Here is a 15,898-nt window from a genome sequence, read left to right as displayed (position 1 = left end):
ATCCGCCGACTACTCCTGGGAAACGGCTCGTCACATGCATTGAAGCCTGCGACAAACACTCGCACCCACAGGGACTAGAGGTGGACATACAAGGCCAATATAATACCGCTCGAGACCTCAATTTATGTCCTGCTGCGCTGACTTCTTATCATCATTGGATTCAGCGTCATGAGTGACATTTGCTCTGTTGGTGCGCTGCGATGCCCGAGGGTCTTGCCCCTGAGCGACTTGCGAAGACACACCTGGTCAGCCTGTTCACGGAGTCTGAGACGCCGCATCGGAGCATGGAGGCACGCTCGACGCGCAATTTTATGTACGCGTGCTGCGACACACTCTCGGTGGCATACCGGCAAAGACGCGGTATTTTCGCATAATGTGCCCCCCCGTTGCGAGATGCCATCATCAAATTAGCCACGAATGCCTTGATTTAGACACTTCACAGCCTTCCACTGCCTATCTGTATCGGCTTTTTCGCCCGGGTCTTTAGCCGTCAGGCGGACATGGCCCTCACTCGATCTGAAACTCTCCTCGAAAAGTGCGCTCATGCGGCCGTTGGCATTCATGAGCCAGGCTCATAACGGCGTGTGGATCTGCCTGACTAATCAGCGCTTCGACCTCCTGTTAGGGTCCGTATACGGCTGCCATGCCTGTGGTCGCAATGTTCGGATACAGACGTCCGTCAAACAGTTGGAACTTTAGAAGCGCAGACCAGTTAAACACTTATAACGGGTGATAGCGTTTTGGCTTTGATTACCCTCTGAAAATAAAGGCAGCACGTCAGTGAGCAGGAGTACGCCCGGGCCGCTGACCACACCATAACGCCCGGCGCTTTACAGCAGCGCCGGCTATTACCGAGTGATCCTGATGACCGAACCCAAGAAGCACAAGGAAACTGCTGTCGACAGCAGCGCCGTGCAGCCCTCACGCCGAAACTTTCTGAAGTTCGGTGCCTCCGGCATTGCTGCGGCCACGCTGTCTACCTGGATCCCCTCCGACGGCCTGCTGCAGGCGGCGCCTTTGGCACCTGCGGCCCCCGTGGTCGAAGACAGTGACGCGCCCGCAGCGGGTGAGCAGCGCATCCAGTTGAAGGTCAATGGCCAGGTTCATACCCTGAACGTGCCGGCCAATGCCGTTCTGCTCGATGTGCTGCGTGACCGCCTGCAACTGACCGGCACCAAGAAGGGCTGTGACCACGGCCAGTGCGGCGCCTGCACGCTGCTGGTCAACGGCCTGGCGATCAACTCCTGTCTGTCGATCGCCGTTCAGCATCAGGGCGACAGCATTACCACCATCGAAGGGCTGGCAGAGGACGGCAAGCTGCACCCGGTACAGGAAGCGTTCTGGGAACACGACGCCTACCAGTGTGGTTATTGCACCTCCGGACAGATCATGAGCGCGGTCGCGATTCTCAAGGACCCGAACATTCCGTCCGACGACGCCAGCGTCAGAGAAGCCATGAGCGGCAATATCTGCCGTTGCGGTGCCTACAAGAACATTCTGTCTGCCGTGCAGTCTGCGCGCTCGAAAATGGGAGGTGCTGCCTGATGCGAACTTTCGACTACGCTCGCGCCGCTTCGCCCGCGCAGGCTTTCAGCACAGCGTCCGGTGAGGGGCAACGCTTCTATCTGGCCGGTGGCACCACACTGCTGGATCTGGTCAAGCTCGACGTGATGCAACCGCAGCAGCTGGTGGACATCAATCATCTGGCGTTGAAGCAGGTCGAGTCGCTGCCGGATGGCCGTCTGCGCATCGGCGCGCTGGTCAGCAATACCGACCTGGCGAGCCACCCGCTGGTGCAGCAGCGCTACCCGGTTCTGTCCGAAGCGATCCTTGCCGGTGCGTCGACTCAATTGCGCAACAAGGCGACCACCGCCGGCAATCTCATGCAGCGTGTGCGCTGCCCGTATTTTCGCGATGGTATTTCAGCCTGTAACAAGCGCCAGCCGGGCTCCGGGTGTGCAGCCATCGGCGGGATGAACCGAAGTGTGCACGCAGTGCTGGGCACCAGCGAGCACTGCATTGCCACGCATCCGTCAGACATGTGTGTCGGCATGGCAGCCATCGGCGGGCAGGTTACCGTTCAGGGCGCCAATGGCTCGCGGGATATCCCGTTCGCTGACTTTCATTTGCTGCCTGGTGATACGCCAGAGCGCGAACACGCGCTGGCGCCCCATGAGCTCATCACCCATGTGACCCTCGACGCGCCGCTGTCAGGCAGCCGCTCGTCTTATCTGAAGTTGCGCGACCGTACTTCGTACCAGTTCGCCCTGGCGTCCAGCGCCGTGATTCTAGTGATGGACGGCAAGCGCATTACCGATGCGCGCATTGCACTGGGCGGCGTGGGCACCAAGCCGTGGCGTGCCCTGGACGCCGAACGTGCGCTGATCGGTCAGCGTGCCGACCTGGATACCTTTGCGCAGGTCGCAGCGTTAGCGATGAAGGGCTCGCGGGGCTATGAACACAACGCCTTCAAGATCCCGCTGGGACAGCAGGTCATCGTCCGCAACCTTCGTGACCTCACGGCCTAGGAATTTCTCATGAGTGAAAACATCATTGGTGTGCCGCAGCGTCGTATCGACGGCGGCAAGAAAGTCAGTGGTCAGGCGCGCTATGCCGCGGACCATCCGATGGGCAAGATGCTTTACGCCTATGGCGTCTACAGCACCATCGCCAACGGGCGCGTGGTGGCGATAAAGGATCAGCAGGCCAAGGCGATGCCTGGCGTGGTCGATATCTTTCACCACGACAACTTCCCCTCGTTGCACCGTACTCCGAACACCAAGCTGAGCTTCGCCAAGATGCTTTCGGCCAGCAAGGCCGACGAGCATCGCCTGCCGTTCGAGGATGACCGGGTCTATTACCCTGGCCAGTTTGTCGCTCTGGTGGTGGCCGAAAGCTTCGAGCAGGCGAGGGCGGCGGCCTATCGCGTGACGGTTGATTATGACGAGCGTCCAGCGGTCAAGGACCTTGACGAAGGTATGCGCGTCAACGGCGCCCGCGATGGCGGCGCAGGGCACAATCGGGGCAACCCGGACAGCGCCTTCGACGGTGCAAAAGTGAAAGTCGATCAGACCTACACCACGCCGGTCGAAGTGCACAACCCGATGGAAATGCACGCCAGCACCGCGTGGTGGCAGGACGGCAAGCTGTTTGTCTATGAAAGCACCCAGGGCGTGGTCAATCACCGCAACCTGCTGGCCAACGTCTTTGACCTTTCCCCTGATCGGGTGGAAGTACGCGCGCCCTTCATAGGCTCGGGCTTTGGCGGCAAGCTGTGGCCGTGGCCGCATTCGGTCGCAGCGTGCGCCGCTGCGAAAGTCACCGGGCGACCGGTGCAGCTAGTGCTGCCGCGTGCGCAGATGTTCACCACGGTGGGGCACCGCCCGGAAACTCGCCAGCGCCTGCGTCTGGCCACCGATGCGAGCGGCAAGCTGGTATCGATTCGTCACGAGTCGTTCAACAACACCTCGATGCTCGATGACTACACCGAAAACTGCGGTGGCGTGACCAAAAGCCTGTATGCCTGCGATAACGTGCTGGTCAGCCACAAGATCAGCCCCATCAACCGCGGCACGCCGACCTCCATGCGCGCGCCGGGCGCGGCCCCGGGCCTGTTTGCACTGGAGTCGGCCATTGATGAAATGGCTCTGGCCAGTGGCATGGACCCTCTGGCATTCCGCAAGCTGAACCTCTCTGACAAGGATCAGAGCGCGGGCCTGCCGTGGTCCAGTAATCACTTGCCTGAAGCCATCGACAAGGCCGCCGAACGGTTTGGCTGGCAGGCGCGCAAGGCTGAAGTCGGTTCGATGCGCGAAGGCGATGAAATCATTGGTTACGGCATGGGCGCCTGCAATTGGGAAGCCTATCAGGTGCCTACCGATGCGCGGGTCATTCTGCGTTCCGATGGCACGGCCCTGGCTCAGTGCGGCTTGCAGGACATCGGCACCGGCACTTACACCATCGTCGCGCAGACCGTCAGCCAGTTGACCGGCATTCCCATGGAGCGCGTCGAGGTGGAACTGGGCAGCTCGTCGTTCCCGGCAGGACCGGTATCCGGCGGCTCTTGGGTCACCGCCAGCGTCATGCCGGCGATCGCCGGTGCCACCCGCGAAGCGTTGCAGAAGCTGCGCCAGTACGCCGTCAGCAAGGATGCAGTGTTCGCCGGACAGGACGCCGAATCGATCAAGGTCGAGAACGGTCAACTGGTCATGGGTGAGCAGCGTGCGAGCTTCGTCGATGTGCTGAACGGTCAGCGCCTGTCGCGTGCCGAGGGGACTTTCCAGAGCGGCATGCCTGAAGCGGGCAAGTACTCGTTCCGCTCCTTCGGTGTGCATTTTGTCGAGGTGCGCTGGGATCCGGGCATTTCCAGCCTGCGCGTCTCGCGGGTGGTCAGTGCCATTGACGTGGGCAAAGTGGTCAACCCGCTGGCAGCACGCAATCAGGTGGAAGGCGCAATTGTGATGGGCATCGGTATGGCCTTGTTCGAAGCCGGTGAATACGATCCGCGCAGCGGCATGCCGGTCAATAACAACTATGCCGAGTACGTGGTGCCGGTGCATGCGGATCAGCCGGACATCGACGTCCTGCTGCTCGATTATCCGGATTACAACCTGGGTGAATTCGGCGCACGTGGTATCGGCGAGATTGGTGTGACCGGGCTGGCGGCGGCAGTGGCCAATGCGGTGTATCACGCGACGGGGAAACGGGTACGCAGCCTGCCGATCAGCAAGGAAAAACTGATGGCAGGGTTGTAGTCATGAAACAGCTTGATTTGCAGGTTGTACAACAGGCGCGTGACTGGCTGGCCGGCGGCAAGGCCGTCTGGCTGTGTACGGTTCTTTCCACATTCGGCTCGGCCCCGCGCGGGCCGGGGGCGATGCTGGTGGCGCTGGGCAGCGGCGAGCATCGCGGCTCTCTGTCAGGTGGCTGCGTGGAAGAGGATTTTCTCGAGCGCGTTGCTGCCAGCCAGTTCGAGCCGGTGAATCAGGTGGTTCGTTACGGCGACGGCGGCTTCGCGCCGACGCGGGCCTTGCCGTGCGGTGGTGTGCTGGATGTGTTGATCGAGTTCATTGCCCCTGGCCCTGAAGCCGATGCTCATCTGGCGTCCATCGAGCAGGCGCTGGCCGGTCGCGAGCTGGTCAGCAGGCAGGTGCAACTGGGCGGCGTGCAGAGGGAGATCGGGCCTGCGACGATGGGCGAGTCACGCGTACAGGTCGACGGTGAGCGGATCAGCATCCGCATGGGTGCGGTGTATCGCGTGCTGCTCGCCGGACTGTCGCCGGTGGCGGAGTTCTGCGCCAGTTTTGCCGTTGCGATGGGGTATGAGGTGATCGTTTGTGACCCTCGTGTCGAGGTCACTTCCGGGTTCTCGATGCCGGGTGTCGAGGTGCGTGGCGTGCTGCCTGCGGTGTTCATTGCCGAGGGCGGCTGCCACAGTTCGACGGCCGTTCTTGCTCTGACGCATGATCCGAAGCTGGACGATCTGAGCATGCTCGAGGCGGTCCGTACCGAGGCGTTTTACATAGGCGCGATGGGTTCGATGCGCACCAGCAGCAAACGTCTGGAGCGTCTGGGGCGGATTGGCGGGCTGGACGCTCAGGTCCTGGACCGGATTCACGCGCCCATCGGCCTGAACCTGGGCAGCAAGACCCCTTCCGAGATCGCCATTGCGGTAATGGCCGATATCCTGCGGGTGGCCAACGGTGTCAGTCGTGCCGAGGTGTAAGGTGTTGCCGGCAGGCTTCTGCCAGCGCTGACGGGGTGTCGGCGTCACGCAGGATGCCAGGGTCATCGCAGTGCAGTACGTCACATGCCTCGGGGTTATCGATGATCAGGGCTTTCGCGCCCTGATCGCCTTCCAGCTTGAGCAGCGCTGGCCAGAACCGGCGGCCAATAATCACCGGGTGGCCGCGTTGGCCCTTGTGCATGGGCAGGACGATGCGCTGGGAATCGGCCATTCTGGCCAGGTCATGCAGGGTCTGCGGCTGTATCCAGGGCATGTCCGCGAGAACAATGGCAACCGCATCGGCAAAGGAGTCCATCACTGCCGCAACGGCGCTCGCTAGGCTGTGGCCCATCCCCAGTTCGGCCTGTTCGCTGCGGATGATCGTGACGTTCGAGGCAATCCCCAGCGCATCCGCCTGGTCATCAGGGCGCACTACCACCGCCGTTTTGCCGAATGCGTTTTGCGCGTTTTCCAGGCTTGCCGTGAGCAGGGTCCGCCCGCAGGGCAGAAGCGCCTGCCGTTTGTCACCGGCAAAGCGCCTGCTGCGCCCCGCTGCAAGGACCAGGGCGAACACTTCTGGGATCTGGCTGTCTATCCTGCTCAATCCGAAACCTTATGAGTGGGTGAAAGGAGAGGGCGCACGCGGCTTGCCCGTCGCACCCTGCAGTTCTGCTGATGCACGCACAATGCCTTATTTCGCTGCCTTGCCGGTAGCGGCACGAATCATGTTTTCGAGGGTTTCAAGTGGACAATCATATTCGTCCTGTCGATCTGGAAAAAGCCTACCGTTTGCTCAACCACGGCCCGACCGTGCTGGTCTCATCCAGCCACGAGGGCACGCATAACGTCATGGCTGCGGCCTGGGCCTGTGCACTGGACTTTTCGCCGCCGAAAGTGACGCTGGTCATCGACAAGATGACCAAGACCCGCGAGCTGGTTGAGAAGAGTGGCTACTTTGCCCTGCAGGTGCCCAATCTGGATCAATTGCAGATGACCTTCGACGTCGGCACCCAGAGCAAGGTCTTTACCCCGGACAAGCTGGACAAGGCCAATGTGGACCTGTTCCGCATCGACGGCCACGACTCGCCGCTGGTCGCAGGCTGCTCGGCGTGGCTGATCTGCAAGGTCATTCCCGAGCCGCACAATCAGCAGACCTATGACCTGTTCATTGGTGAAGTGGTGGGTGCCTGGGCCGATACCCGTGTGTTCAACGACGGACACTGGGAATTCGAAAAGGCCGACCCGAAATGGCGCAGCCTGCATTACGTCGCGGGCGGGCATTTCTACACGATTGGTGAGCCTGCGGTGGTGGAAACGGGCGAGGAATGATCGCGATGTCTGGCCCTGACGATCTCCACTGGCCGTAAAGGCTTCTTCGTGAGCAAGCTCACTCCCACACAAGCACACTCATCGTTCCCGTGGGAGCAAGCTTGCTCGCGAAAGCGGACTGACTGCTCCGCAAATAGTCAGCGGCTGCACCAGCCTTTTCATGAGCAAGCACACACTGCCTCCGTGGGAGCGAGCTTGCTCGCGAAGGCGGACTGACTGATCAGCAGACATTCAGCGGCCTTCGCGAGCAACGCGGATGGCCGCCCCGGTCACTCCCGTAACGGCTGTGTACCTGCTGAACCCTCAGTGACGATCCCGCCACACGGTCTGCGCATTGCAGAATTCGCGTACACCGAAGTGCGACAGCTCACGGCCAAAACCGCTTTTCTTCACGCCGCCGAAGGTCACGCGCGGGTCTGAAGCGCTGTAGCCGTTGATGAACACACCGCCGGTTTCCAGTTCTTCGGTCATGCGCTCGGCCAGTTGCAGGTCGCGGGTATAAACCGTCGCGGTCAGGCCGAAGTCACTGTCATTGGCCAGCTCCAGAGCATGCTGCGCGTCTCTGGCGGTGATGATCGACGCTACCGGGCCGAACAGCTCCTGCCGGAACGAAGTCATCTTATCGGTGACGTTACCGAGCACGGTCGGCTGATAATAATTGCCCTGGCCTTCAGCCTTTTTGCCGCCCAGCAATAGCGTGGCGCCTTCGGCGAGCGTGTCCTGCACCTGGGCATCCAGCTCGTCGCGCAGATCGAAGCGCGCCATGGGGCCAATGTAGGTTTCGCTGGAGAGGGGATCGCCTGTCACCAGTTGACGCGTTTGCTCGACGAATCTGCGGGTGAACTCCTCGACCACGCCTTGCTCGATGATCAGGCGCTTGGCCGCTGCACAGACCTGCCCGGTGTTCTGGAAGCGGCCAATCACCGCCGCCTTCACCGCCTGATCCAGGTCCGCGTCATTGAGCACGATGAACGGGTCGGAACCGCCCAGTTCCAGCACGCACTTCTTCAGTGCCGCACCGGCCTGGGCACCGATGGCCTGGCCAGCACGCACGCTGCCGGTCAGGGTGACGGCTGCGATGCGCGGGTCGGCAATGGCGCTTGAAACGCCTTCCGGGGTCACGTTGATGACCTCGAACACACCCTCCGGAAAACCGGCACGCTTGAACGCGTCGAGCATCAGGTAAGCGCAGCCCATTACGTTGGGCGCGTGCTTGAGCACGTAAGTATTGCCGGCCAGCAGGGTCGGAATCGCGCCGCGCAGCACTTGCCAGATCGGGAAATTCCATGGCATCACTGCGAGAATCGGGCCCAGCGGACGGTACTCGATCCGCGCCTTGTCATTCTCGACCTGAGTTGCTTCGGCCACCAGCATCGCCGGGCCTTGTGCCGCGTACCAGTCGCACAGCTGCGCGCATTTTTCGACCTCGCCTCGGGCCTGAGCGACGGGCTTGCCCATTTCCTGACTGATCATGCGTGCAATGTTGTCTACGTCATCACGCAGGGCCTGACCCATGGCGATGATCAGTTGCGCTCGTTGCTGAACCGGCGTGCGCTTCCAGCCGGCAAAACCGGCCGCCGCGCGCGACAGGCTTTGATCCAGCGCAGCGGCGGATTCGAAGGCATAGTGGCCGATCTGCTCGCCGGTGGCAGGGTTGATCGAGATTGCATGGGTGTTGCTGGTGACAGTAGTCATTGCGCCATCCTGTTGAGGTGGAAGTGGGACCAGAATATAGGCGTGCAATGCTTTGTAAAACTGAATAATAATGATCGTAACGTTCATGTTTGGAGAATGATATGGATCTGGTTCAGCTGGAGATCTTCAAGGCAGTGGCTGAACACGGCAGCATCAGTGCCGCCGCGCAGCACATCCACCGGGTGCCCTCGAACCTGACCACGCGCATCAAGCAACTGGAGCAGGATCTGGGCGTCGACCTGTTCATTCGCGAGAAGCACCGCTTGCGCCTGTCTCCCGCAGGGTGGAATTTTCTCGACTACACGCGACGCATCCTGGATCTGGTGCAGGAAGCGCGTTCCGCCGTTTCCGGTGAGGAGCCACAGGGGCCTTTTGCACTGGGCTCGCTGGAAAGCACGGCTGCGGTCAGGATTCCTGCGCTGCTGGCCGCCTACAACCAGCAGAACGCCAAGGTCGAGCTGGACCTGTCCACAGGCCCGTCCGGAACCATGATCGACGGCGTGCTGGCCGGTCGACTGGTCGCTGCGTTCGTCGACGGGCCAGTGCAGCATCCATCGCTTGACGGCGTGCCGGTCTTCGAAGAGGAAATGGTCATCATTGCGCCGCTCAATCATGCGCCGGTCAAGCGCGGGCGGGATGTCAGCGGAGAGAGTATCTATGCGTTTCGTGCCAACTGCTCGTACCGCCATCACTTTGAGCGCTGGTTCACCGATGACGCGGCAGTGCCGGGCAAGATCCATGAAATGGAGTCCTACCACGGCATGCTCGCCTGCGTCAGCGCCGGTGCCGGGCTGGCGCTGATGCCGCGCAGCATGCTGGAAAGCATGCCCGGCTGCGCCACGGTCAGTATCTGGCCGCTGTCCGAGAAGTTTCGCTACCTGCAGACCTGGCTGATCTGGCGCCGCGGCACGGTGTCACGCAGCCTGACTCGCTTCGTCGAGTTGCTGGAACAGCGCAACGAGCCAGCGAACGTTTAACGGCCTGCACAAACCCGCTCGGCAATCGCCGCACCGACTTGTTGAGTCGAAAGCGTGCCGCCCAGATCCGGCGTGACGTCGCCGTTGGCGATCACTTGCTCGATGGCGGTGATGATTTCGTCATGGGCCGCGGTGAAGCGCTGATCGCCCTGGCCGAGGAATTCGAGCATGAGCGCACCCGACCAGATCATGGCGATCGGGTTGGCGATGTTCTGGCCGAAGATGTCCGGGGCCGAGCCGTGAACCGGTTCGAACAGCGACGGGAAGTGACGCTCGGGGTTGAGGTTGGCTGACGGCGCGATGCCGATGGTGCCTGCGCAGGCCGGGCCGAGGTCGCTGAGGATGTCGCCGAACAGGTTGGACGCCACTACCACGTCGAAGCGCTCGGGTTGCAGCACGAAACGTGCGCAGAGAATGTCGATGTGTTGCTTGTCCCAACTGATGCCGGGGTACTGGCTGGCCATCGCTTCGGTGCGCTTGTCCCAATACGGCATGCTGATGGCCATGCCGTTGGATTTGGTCGCCGAGGTAACGTGCTTGCGCTCGCGTTTGCTGGCCATCTCGAAGGCGAATTTGAGAATGCGGTCGACGCCGCGACGGGTGAACACCGATTCCTGCAACACGAATTCGTTGTCGGTATTTTCGAACATGATCCCGCCCAGCGACGAGTATTCACCTTCGGTGTTTTCCCGGACCACGACAAAGTCGATGTCGCCCGGTTTACGATGGGCCAGCGGGCAGGGGACGCCGGGAAACAGCCGCACCGGACGGATATTCGCGTACTGATCGAATTCGCGACGAAACTTGAGCAGCGAGCCCCACAGTGAGATGTGATCCGGCACCTTTTCCGGCCAGCCGACGGCGCCGAAGAAGATCGAGTCAAAGCCTTTGAGCTGTTCGAACCAGTCGTCCGGCATCATCTTGCCGTGCTTCAGGTAGTAATCGCAGCTGGCCCATTCGAAGTATTCGAACTCCAGGTCCAGCCCGTGCCGTGCGGCAGCGGCCTGCACCACACGTACTCCTTCGGGCAGCACTTCCAGGCCGATGCCGTCACCGGCGATGGCAGCGATACGCAGTTTCTTGTTGTTCATGGTGGCGCTCTCTCTGAATCGATCCATTACGGGTGTGCGATGAATGAGTTGCACAGGCCATCCATGCTATAAGCACACGATATAAAGATAATCAGCTTATTAATTGACTGAGAAAACACGAATCGTGAATAAATACCCCAGTCTCGATGATTTGAATGTGTTCGTTCATGTGGCCCGGCGCTCAAGCTTCGTCGGGGCTGCGGATGAGCTGGGCATGTCCGCTGCCTACGTCAGCAAGCGCATTCGTTTGCTGGAGCAGGGCATGGGCGTGGTGTTGCTGCACCGCTCGACCCGGCAGGTGTCGATTACCGAAGATGGCGAGCGCGTCTACGAGTGGGCCAGGGGTATGCTCGACTCAGTGCAGCAGATGGGCGACCAAGTGGCGGCACTGCATGGCGAACCGAGTGGCTTGTTGCGCGTGGTCAGCAGCCAGGGTTTTGGCCGTCGTTTCGTCGCGCCGGCGTTGTCGGAACTGGCCGCGCGTTATCCGAAGCTGGATATCCGTCTGGACATTCAGGACCGGCTGGTCGATCTGATCGAGGAGGGCGTCGATCTGGATATCCGCGTCGGCAACGAAATCGCTCCGCACTTGCGCGCCAGGCATCTGGCCAGCAACTGGCGGGTTCTGTGCGCGAGCCCCGGCTACCTCAACCGTCATGGCACGCCGCTCAATCTTGGCGAATTGGCCAATCACGATTGCCTGGTGATCAAGGAGCGCGACCGGCCGTTCGGCATCTGGCACCTCAACGGACCGCAGGGTGCCGAAACCGTCAAGGTGACCGGCAGCCTGTCCACCAACCACGGCGAAATCGCCCGCCAGTGGTGCCTGGACGGACGCGGGGTATTGCTGCGTTCGCTGTGGGATGTGCGCACTGACCTGGCCGAGGGCCGGCTGGTTCAGGTGTTGCCGGATTACCGTCAGGATGCAGACATCTGGGCGGTGCATACCTCGCCGCTGATGAGTTCGGCCAAGGTCCGCGTCACGGTGGAGTTTCTGCGCGACTACCTTGCCCTGCATCCTTCGCCGGTCAACCACTGAGGCACAGCACACACTGTCAGTGGGTGCCGGCTGCCTTGTTCAGGTCGCTGTCTGTCCATTCGGTGTAGATGCATGCGTCTGCGGCGGCCCAGCGCACGCGCACCGGGTCGCCGGCCTTGAGCGACATGCCGTTCGCGGAAAGCGCCTTGACCGTCATGGCCGTACCTCCGGCAGTGACTACCGAGCACGTCTGGCTCTCGCCAAGGAACAGCACTTCATGGACCGTGGCGCTCACCTCATTTCAGCCTGTTTCGAGTGGCATGGCCGCAGCCTGGGACACGCTCAGCGCCTGGGCTTTCTCCGGGCGCACCATCAGCAGCACGTCCTGATCGGTCTTCAGCCCTGCGGTCAGGCGAATCGCCAGTGTGCTGCCCTCGAACGTCGCCACGGCATTGCCCTGAGCCTTGAGCCTGAGGAAGTTCGAGTTGCCGAGAAACGAGGCGACGAAGGCATTCGGTGGATCCTGGTACAGGTCATAGCCCGAGCCCAGACCGACGATCTTGCCATGGCTGAAAATGGCGATGCGCTGTGACAGGCGCATGGCTTCTTCCTGGTCATGGGTCACGTAAACGATGGTGATGCCCAGCCGGCGATGCAACTGACGCAGTTCGTCCTGCAAGTCTTCGCGCAGCTTCTTGTCCAGGGCGCCCAGAGGCTCGTCCATCAGCAGGATGCGCGGCTCGTAAACCAGCGCCCTGGCGATGGCGACCCGTTGCTGCTGGCCGCCTGACAGTTGCGACGGGCGACGATGAGCGAAGGCTTCCAGCTGAACCAGCTTGAGCATCGCATCGACTTTCATCTCGCGTTCGGCCGCAGGCAACTTGCGGATCGCCAGCGGGAAGGCAATGTTGTCGCGGACCGACAGGTGCGGGAACAGCGAGTAGCGCTGGAACACCATGCCGATGTCACGCTTGTGCGGCGGCACATTCACCAGCGATTTGCCGCCCACCAGAATCTCGCCCGAGTTGGGCGTTTCGAAGCCGGCGAGCATCGACAGCGTGGTGCTTTTTCCCGATCCGCTGGAGCCCAGGAAGGTCAGGAATTCGCCGTCCTGGATGTCCAGGGAAATGTCGTCGACGGCGGCGAAACTTCCGTAGTGCTTGTTCAGATTACACAGGCTGACGAGTGTGTTCTGTCGCTGATGGGCGGGGTCTTTGATCACGGCACTCATGAAGTACTCCTGGCTTCGTTGCGGCGACGCAGGGTCGCGGCGATGAACATGATCAGCACCGACAGGGCGATCAGCAGCGTTGAGGCGACGGCGATGACTGGCGTCAGGTCCTGACGCAGGGTGGTCCACATTTTCACGGGAAGGGTTTGCAGGGTAGGGCTGGCCATCATCACGCTCAAGACCACCTCGTCCCACGACACCAGGAACGCGAACAGCGCACCGGCCATCATGCCCGGGCGGATGCCGGGAAAGGTCACCTTGTAGATCGCCTGCAAGCGTGAGGCACCGCAGATGACTGCGGCATCCTCGATGGACTGGTCGAACAGCTTCAACGAATTGATGATCGAGATGATGGTGAACGGCAAGGCAACGATCACATGGCTGACGACGAAGGAAAACAGCGTGCCGGTGTAGCCGAGCTTGAGAAACAGCGCGTAGACCGCGACGGCGATGATCACCAGCGGTACGATCATCGGCAGTGTGAAGACGCCGTACAGCAGGTCACGCCCCGGAAACCGGCCACGCACCAGTGCGAATGCAGTGGGCACGCCCAGTGCCACCGAGGCGAGGGTGGTCAGGATCGCGACCTTGAAGCTGGACATGGCCGCGGCCATCCAGTCCGGGTTGGAAAAAAACTGCTGATACCACTTCAGCGTCCAGCCGGGCGGCGGAAACACCAGCCACTGCGACGAACCGAACGACAGCAGGACGATGAACAGGATCGGCAGCAACAGGAACAGCGCGATCAGGGCGGTGGTCAGGTACAGGCCCGTACGCAAGCCGGGGCTCATGGCATTGGGTGTCAGGAGCATGGCGGTTTACCTCGCATTGCTGGCGCCGACCGGTGATTCCGGCTGGAGCTTCAGGTAGAAGTAGAACAGCACCAGCGTGATCAGCACCAGCAACGCAGCGGCGGCACTGGCCAGCCCCCAGTTGAGGAACGACTGCACCTGCTGGACGATGAATTCGGGCAGCATCATGTTCTGCGCGCCGCCGAGCAGCGCCGGGGTGACGTAATAACCGAGCGACATGACAAACACCATCAGGCCTCCGGAAAACAGCCCCGGACGGCACAGTGGCAGGAACACTCTGAAGAAATTGCTCCACGGGCTGGCGCCGCAGATCGAACCCGCCTGCAGCACCATGGGATCGATGGCCTGCATGGTCGCCTGCAGCGGCAGGACGATGAACGGAATCATGATGTAGCTCATGCCGATCACCACACCGGTCAGGTTGTGCACCATTTCCAGCGGTTGATCGATGATGCCCATGGCCATCAATGCCTTGTTGACGACCCCTGAGGCCTGCAACAGCACCAGCCACGAATAGGTACGGGCCAGCAGGCTGGTCCACATCGACAACAGCACGATATTCAGAATCCAGCGTCCCCAGCCGCGCGGCACCAGGGTGATCACCCAGGCGAGCGGGAAGCCCAGCAGCAGGCTGAACAGCGTCACCAGACCGGCTACGGAAAAGGTATTGAGCAGCACCCGCGAGTAGGCCGAGTTGGCAAACAGTTGCTCATAGTTGCAAGGCCCGGCACCGGTTCCAGCACGCCCCGCAGCAGCAGAGCAATCAGCGGCGCGAAGAAAAACAGTCCGAGGAAGATCAGCGCCGGAAGCAGATTGCGGCTGCCACGCCAGCGCTGTGCGAGGGAAGGGGATGCCTGCATGCCCGGCGCCTTCTGGCTGGCCGTGCCAGCGGTGCTGGAGGCACCCCCGGCCGGCATGGATTGACGAGGAGCAACCGCTGTCATTTTTACTTGACCAGCCATTCGTTCCACCGTGTCGCAATATCAGCGCCGTTCTTGGCCCAGTATGCGAAGTCGAGAGTGATTTGATCGGCAACGTGCGCGGTCGGCAGGTTAGGTGCCAGCGTAGAGTCCAGGCGCGCAACGCTCTGGGTATTGACCGGGGCATAGGCACTGAGATTGGAGAAGTCCGCCTGGCCTTTGGCACTGGTTGCATTGGCGATGAATTTCATCGCAGCGTCCTTGTTCTTTGTGCCCTTGGGTACGACCAGAAAGTCAGCCATGACCAGATTCTGTTTCCAGCTCACACCCACCGGCGCGCCATCCTGCTGCAGGGCGTAGACCCGGCCGTTCCACATCTGCCCCATCGACACTTCGCCGGAAGCCAGCAGTTGCTGGGACTGCGCACCGCCGCCCCACCAGACGATGTCCTTCTTGATGGTGTCGAGTTTCTTGAAGGCGCGGTCGAGGTCCAGCGGGTAAAGCTTGTCAGGCGCTACACCATCGGCCAGCAGAGCCAGTTCCAGCACGCCGGGGCTTGGCCACTTGTACAGCGCGCGCTTGCCAGGGTAGGTCTTGGTGTCGAACATCGCGGCCCAGTCACCCGGCGCCTTACCGCCGACTTTGCTTTCGTTGTAGCCGAGCACGAAGGAGAAGAAGAACGAACCGGCGCCGTGGTCGGTCACGAAGCGTTTGTCGATCTCGTCGCGTTTGATGGCGTTGAAGTCCAGAGGCTCCAGCAGGCCTTCACTGGCGGCGCGCAGGGCGAAGTCGGCTTCGACATCGACAACGTCCCACTGCACGTTACCGCTTTCGACCATGGCCTTGAGTTTGCCGTAGTCGGTAGGACCGTCCTGCACGACGGTGATTCCGCTGGCCTTGCTGAACGGCGCCGCCCAGGCCTCCTTCTGAAAGTCCTGCGTGGAGCCGCCCCAACTCACGAGGTTGACGCTCTCGGCGGCAATAGCGGCGACACTCGAGAAAGCCAGCACGCCTGCGGCCAGGACTGCTGTTGCACGTTTGTTCAACACCATTTTTACGCCCTCATTTGTTGTGTTTTGAGCGGGCTTTTCTTGCCCGCGTAATCGGGAGCAGTAGGTCCAATGGGCCTTGAAACCTTG

The 15,898-nt window shown here is 61.4% G+C and carries 15 protein-coding genes; 7 read left to right on the top strand and 8 right to left on the bottom strand.

Annotation, left to right across the window (positions count from 1 at the left end; translation table 11 throughout):
• Positions 1-864: 864 nt before the first annotated feature.
• The 4 genes from ACW55A_RS05645 to ACW55A_RS05630 are packed head-to-tail and all read left to right on the top strand — an operon-like array spanning position 865 to position 5,725.
• Positions 865-1,545 (top strand): (2Fe-2S)-binding protein, encoded by a 681-nt coding sequence (locus tag ACW55A_RS05645; protein WP_003369233.1) that lies wholly within the window; start codon positions 865-867, stop codon positions 1,543-1,545.
• A complete protein-coding gene (locus tag ACW55A_RS05640; RefSeq protein ID WP_003434207.1) occupies positions 1,545-2,528 on the top strand; it encodes an FAD binding domain-containing protein in 984 nt (327 codons plus the stop codon). The genes ACW55A_RS05645 and ACW55A_RS05640 overlap by 1 nt, the downstream gene beginning before the upstream one ends.
• A gap of 9 nt (positions 2,529-2,537) precedes the next feature.
• Positions 2,538-4,754: a xanthine dehydrogenase family protein molybdopterin-binding subunit gene (locus tag ACW55A_RS05635; RefSeq protein ID WP_058397001.1), complete on the top strand. Its 2,217-nt coding sequence runs from the start codon at positions 2,538-2,540 to the stop codon at positions 4,752-4,754.
• A 2-nt stretch (positions 4,755-4,756) separates the two neighbouring features.
• Positions 4,757-5,725 carry an XdhC family protein gene (locus tag ACW55A_RS05630; RefSeq protein WP_455809027.1) on the top strand — a complete coding sequence of 323 codons (969 nt, stop codon included), beginning with the start codon at positions 4,757-4,759 and terminating at the stop codon, positions 5,723-5,725.
• Here ACW55A_RS05630 and ACW55A_RS05625 read toward each other — a convergent pair.
• Positions 5,706-6,329 (bottom strand): nucleotidyltransferase family protein, encoded by a 624-nt coding sequence (locus ACW55A_RS05625; protein ID WP_042930710.1) that lies wholly within the window; start codon positions 6,327-6,329, stop codon positions 5,706-5,708. The genes ACW55A_RS05630 and ACW55A_RS05625 overlap by 20 nt on opposite strands.
• A gap of 140 nt (positions 6,330-6,469) precedes the next feature.
• Here ACW55A_RS05625 and ACW55A_RS05620 point away from each other — a divergent pair, with 140 nt between their 5' ends.
• Complete coding sequence (locus ACW55A_RS05620) at positions 6,470-7,054, top strand: flavin reductase family protein (protein WP_003369242.1); 585 nt, start codon at positions 6,470-6,472, stop codon at positions 7,052-7,054.
• A gap of 303 nt (positions 7,055-7,357) precedes the next feature.
• On the opposite strand, the gene ACW55A_RS05615 is transcribed toward ACW55A_RS05620, so the two are convergent.
• Positions 7,358-8,749 (bottom strand): aldehyde dehydrogenase family protein, encoded by a 1,392-nt coding sequence (locus ACW55A_RS05615; RefSeq protein WP_003434197.1) that lies wholly within the window; start codon positions 8,747-8,749, stop codon positions 7,358-7,360.
• 101 nt (positions 8,750-8,850) lie between these two features.
• Here ACW55A_RS05615 and ptrR point away from each other — a divergent pair, with 101 nt between their 5' ends.
• Entirely contained in the window at positions 8,851-9,726 is an 876-nt protein-coding gene (gene ptrR / locus ACW55A_RS05610) for a putrescine utilization regulator PtrR (protein WP_128775268.1), read from the top strand.
• Here ptrR and ACW55A_RS05605 read toward each other — a convergent pair.
• The gene (locus ACW55A_RS05605) at positions 9,723-10,817 is read right to left on the bottom strand and encodes a tartrate dehydrogenase (protein WP_060707699.1); all 1,095 of its coding nucleotides are present in this window, start codon (positions 10,815-10,817) and stop codon (positions 9,723-9,725) included. The two genes, ptrR and ACW55A_RS05605, sit on opposite strands and share 4 nt — an antisense overlap.
• 124 nt (positions 10,818-10,941) lie before the next feature.
• Between ACW55A_RS05605 and ACW55A_RS05600 the strand changes: the two genes are divergently transcribed.
• On the top strand, positions 10,942-11,856 hold the full coding sequence (locus tag ACW55A_RS05600) for a LysR substrate-binding domain-containing protein (RefSeq protein ID WP_455809025.1): 915 nt from the start codon (positions 10,942-10,944) through the stop codon (positions 11,854-11,856).
• A 16-nt stretch (positions 11,857-11,872) separates the two neighbouring features.
• On the opposite strand, the gene ACW55A_RS05595 is transcribed toward ACW55A_RS05600, so the two are convergent.
• The 5 genes from ACW55A_RS05595 to ACW55A_RS05575 form a co-directional block, all read right to left on the bottom strand.
• Positions 11,873-12,091, bottom strand: coding sequence for a TOBE domain-containing protein (locus ACW55A_RS05595; RefSeq protein WP_498810681.1), 219 nt, complete (start codon positions 12,089-12,091; stop codon positions 11,873-11,875).
• 6 nt (positions 12,092-12,097) lie between these two features.
• Positions 12,098-13,027, bottom strand: coding sequence for an ABC transporter ATP-binding protein (locus ACW55A_RS05590; protein ID WP_498810682.1), 930 nt, complete (start codon positions 13,025-13,027; stop codon positions 12,098-12,100).
• The gene (locus ACW55A_RS05585; RefSeq protein WP_455809022.1) at positions 13,024-13,839 is read right to left on the bottom strand and encodes an ABC transporter permease; all 816 of its coding nucleotides are present in this window, start codon (positions 13,837-13,839) and stop codon (positions 13,024-13,026) included. Before ACW55A_RS05585 ends, ACW55A_RS05590 begins: the two co-directional genes overlap by 4 nt.
• A 6-nt stretch (positions 13,840-13,845) precedes the next feature.
• Positions 13,846-14,517, bottom strand: a complete 672-nt coding sequence (locus ACW55A_RS05580) for an ABC transporter permease (RefSeq protein WP_498810683.1) — start codon at positions 14,515-14,517, stop codon at positions 13,846-13,848.
• A 268-nt stretch (positions 14,518-14,785) separates the two neighbouring features.
• Entirely contained in the window at positions 14,786-15,811 is a 1,026-nt protein-coding gene (locus ACW55A_RS05575) for an ABC transporter substrate-binding protein (protein ID WP_498810684.1), read from the bottom strand.
• Positions 15,812-15,898 lie beyond the last annotated feature (87 nt).

Source organism: Plantibacter cousiniae (nom. nud.), from assembly GCF_977070315.1.
Note: the sequence above shows the minus strand (reverse complement) of the source record. Positions and strands in the feature narration are given on the sequence as shown.

What these genes read in the sequence shown, in the direction of transcription:
- ACW55A_RS05645 (WP_003369233.1), top strand. Translation starts at nt 865, where the DNA reads ATGACCGAACCCAAGAAGCACAAGGAAACTGCTGTCGACAGCAGCGCC.
- ACW55A_RS05640 (WP_003434207.1), top strand. Translation starts at nt 1,545, where the DNA reads ATGCGAACTTTCGACTACGCTCGCGCCGCTTCGCCCGCGCAGGCTTTC.
- ACW55A_RS05635 (WP_058397001.1), top strand. Translation starts at nt 2,538, where the DNA reads ATGAGTGAAAACATCATTGGTGTGCCGCAGCGTCGTATCGACGGCGGC.
- ACW55A_RS05630 (WP_455809027.1), top strand. Translation starts at nt 4,757, where the DNA reads ATGAAACAGCTTGATTTGCAGGTTGTACAACAGGCGCGTGACTGGCTG.
- ACW55A_RS05615 (WP_003434197.1), bottom strand. Translation starts at nt 8,749, where the DNA reads ATGACTACTGTCACCAGCAACACCCATGCAATCTCGATCAACCCTGCC.
- ptrR (WP_128775268.1), top strand. Translation starts at nt 8,851, where the DNA reads ATGGATCTGGTTCAGCTGGAGATCTTCAAGGCAGTGGCTGAACACGGC.
- ACW55A_RS05605 (WP_060707699.1), bottom strand. Translation starts at nt 10,817, where the DNA reads ATGAACAACAAGAAACTGCGTATCGCTGCCATCGCCGGTGACGGCATC.
- ACW55A_RS05590 (WP_498810682.1), bottom strand. Translation starts at nt 13,027, where the DNA reads ATGAGTGCCGTGATCAAAGACCCCGCCCATCAGCGACAGAACACACTC.
- ACW55A_RS05585 (WP_455809022.1), bottom strand. Translation starts at nt 13,839, where the DNA reads ATGCTCCTGACACCCAATGCCATGAGCCCCGGCTTGCGTACGGGCCTG.
- ACW55A_RS05575 (WP_498810684.1), bottom strand. Translation starts at nt 15,811, where the DNA reads ATGGTGTTGAACAAACGTGCAACAGCAGTCCTGGCCGCAGGCGTGCTG.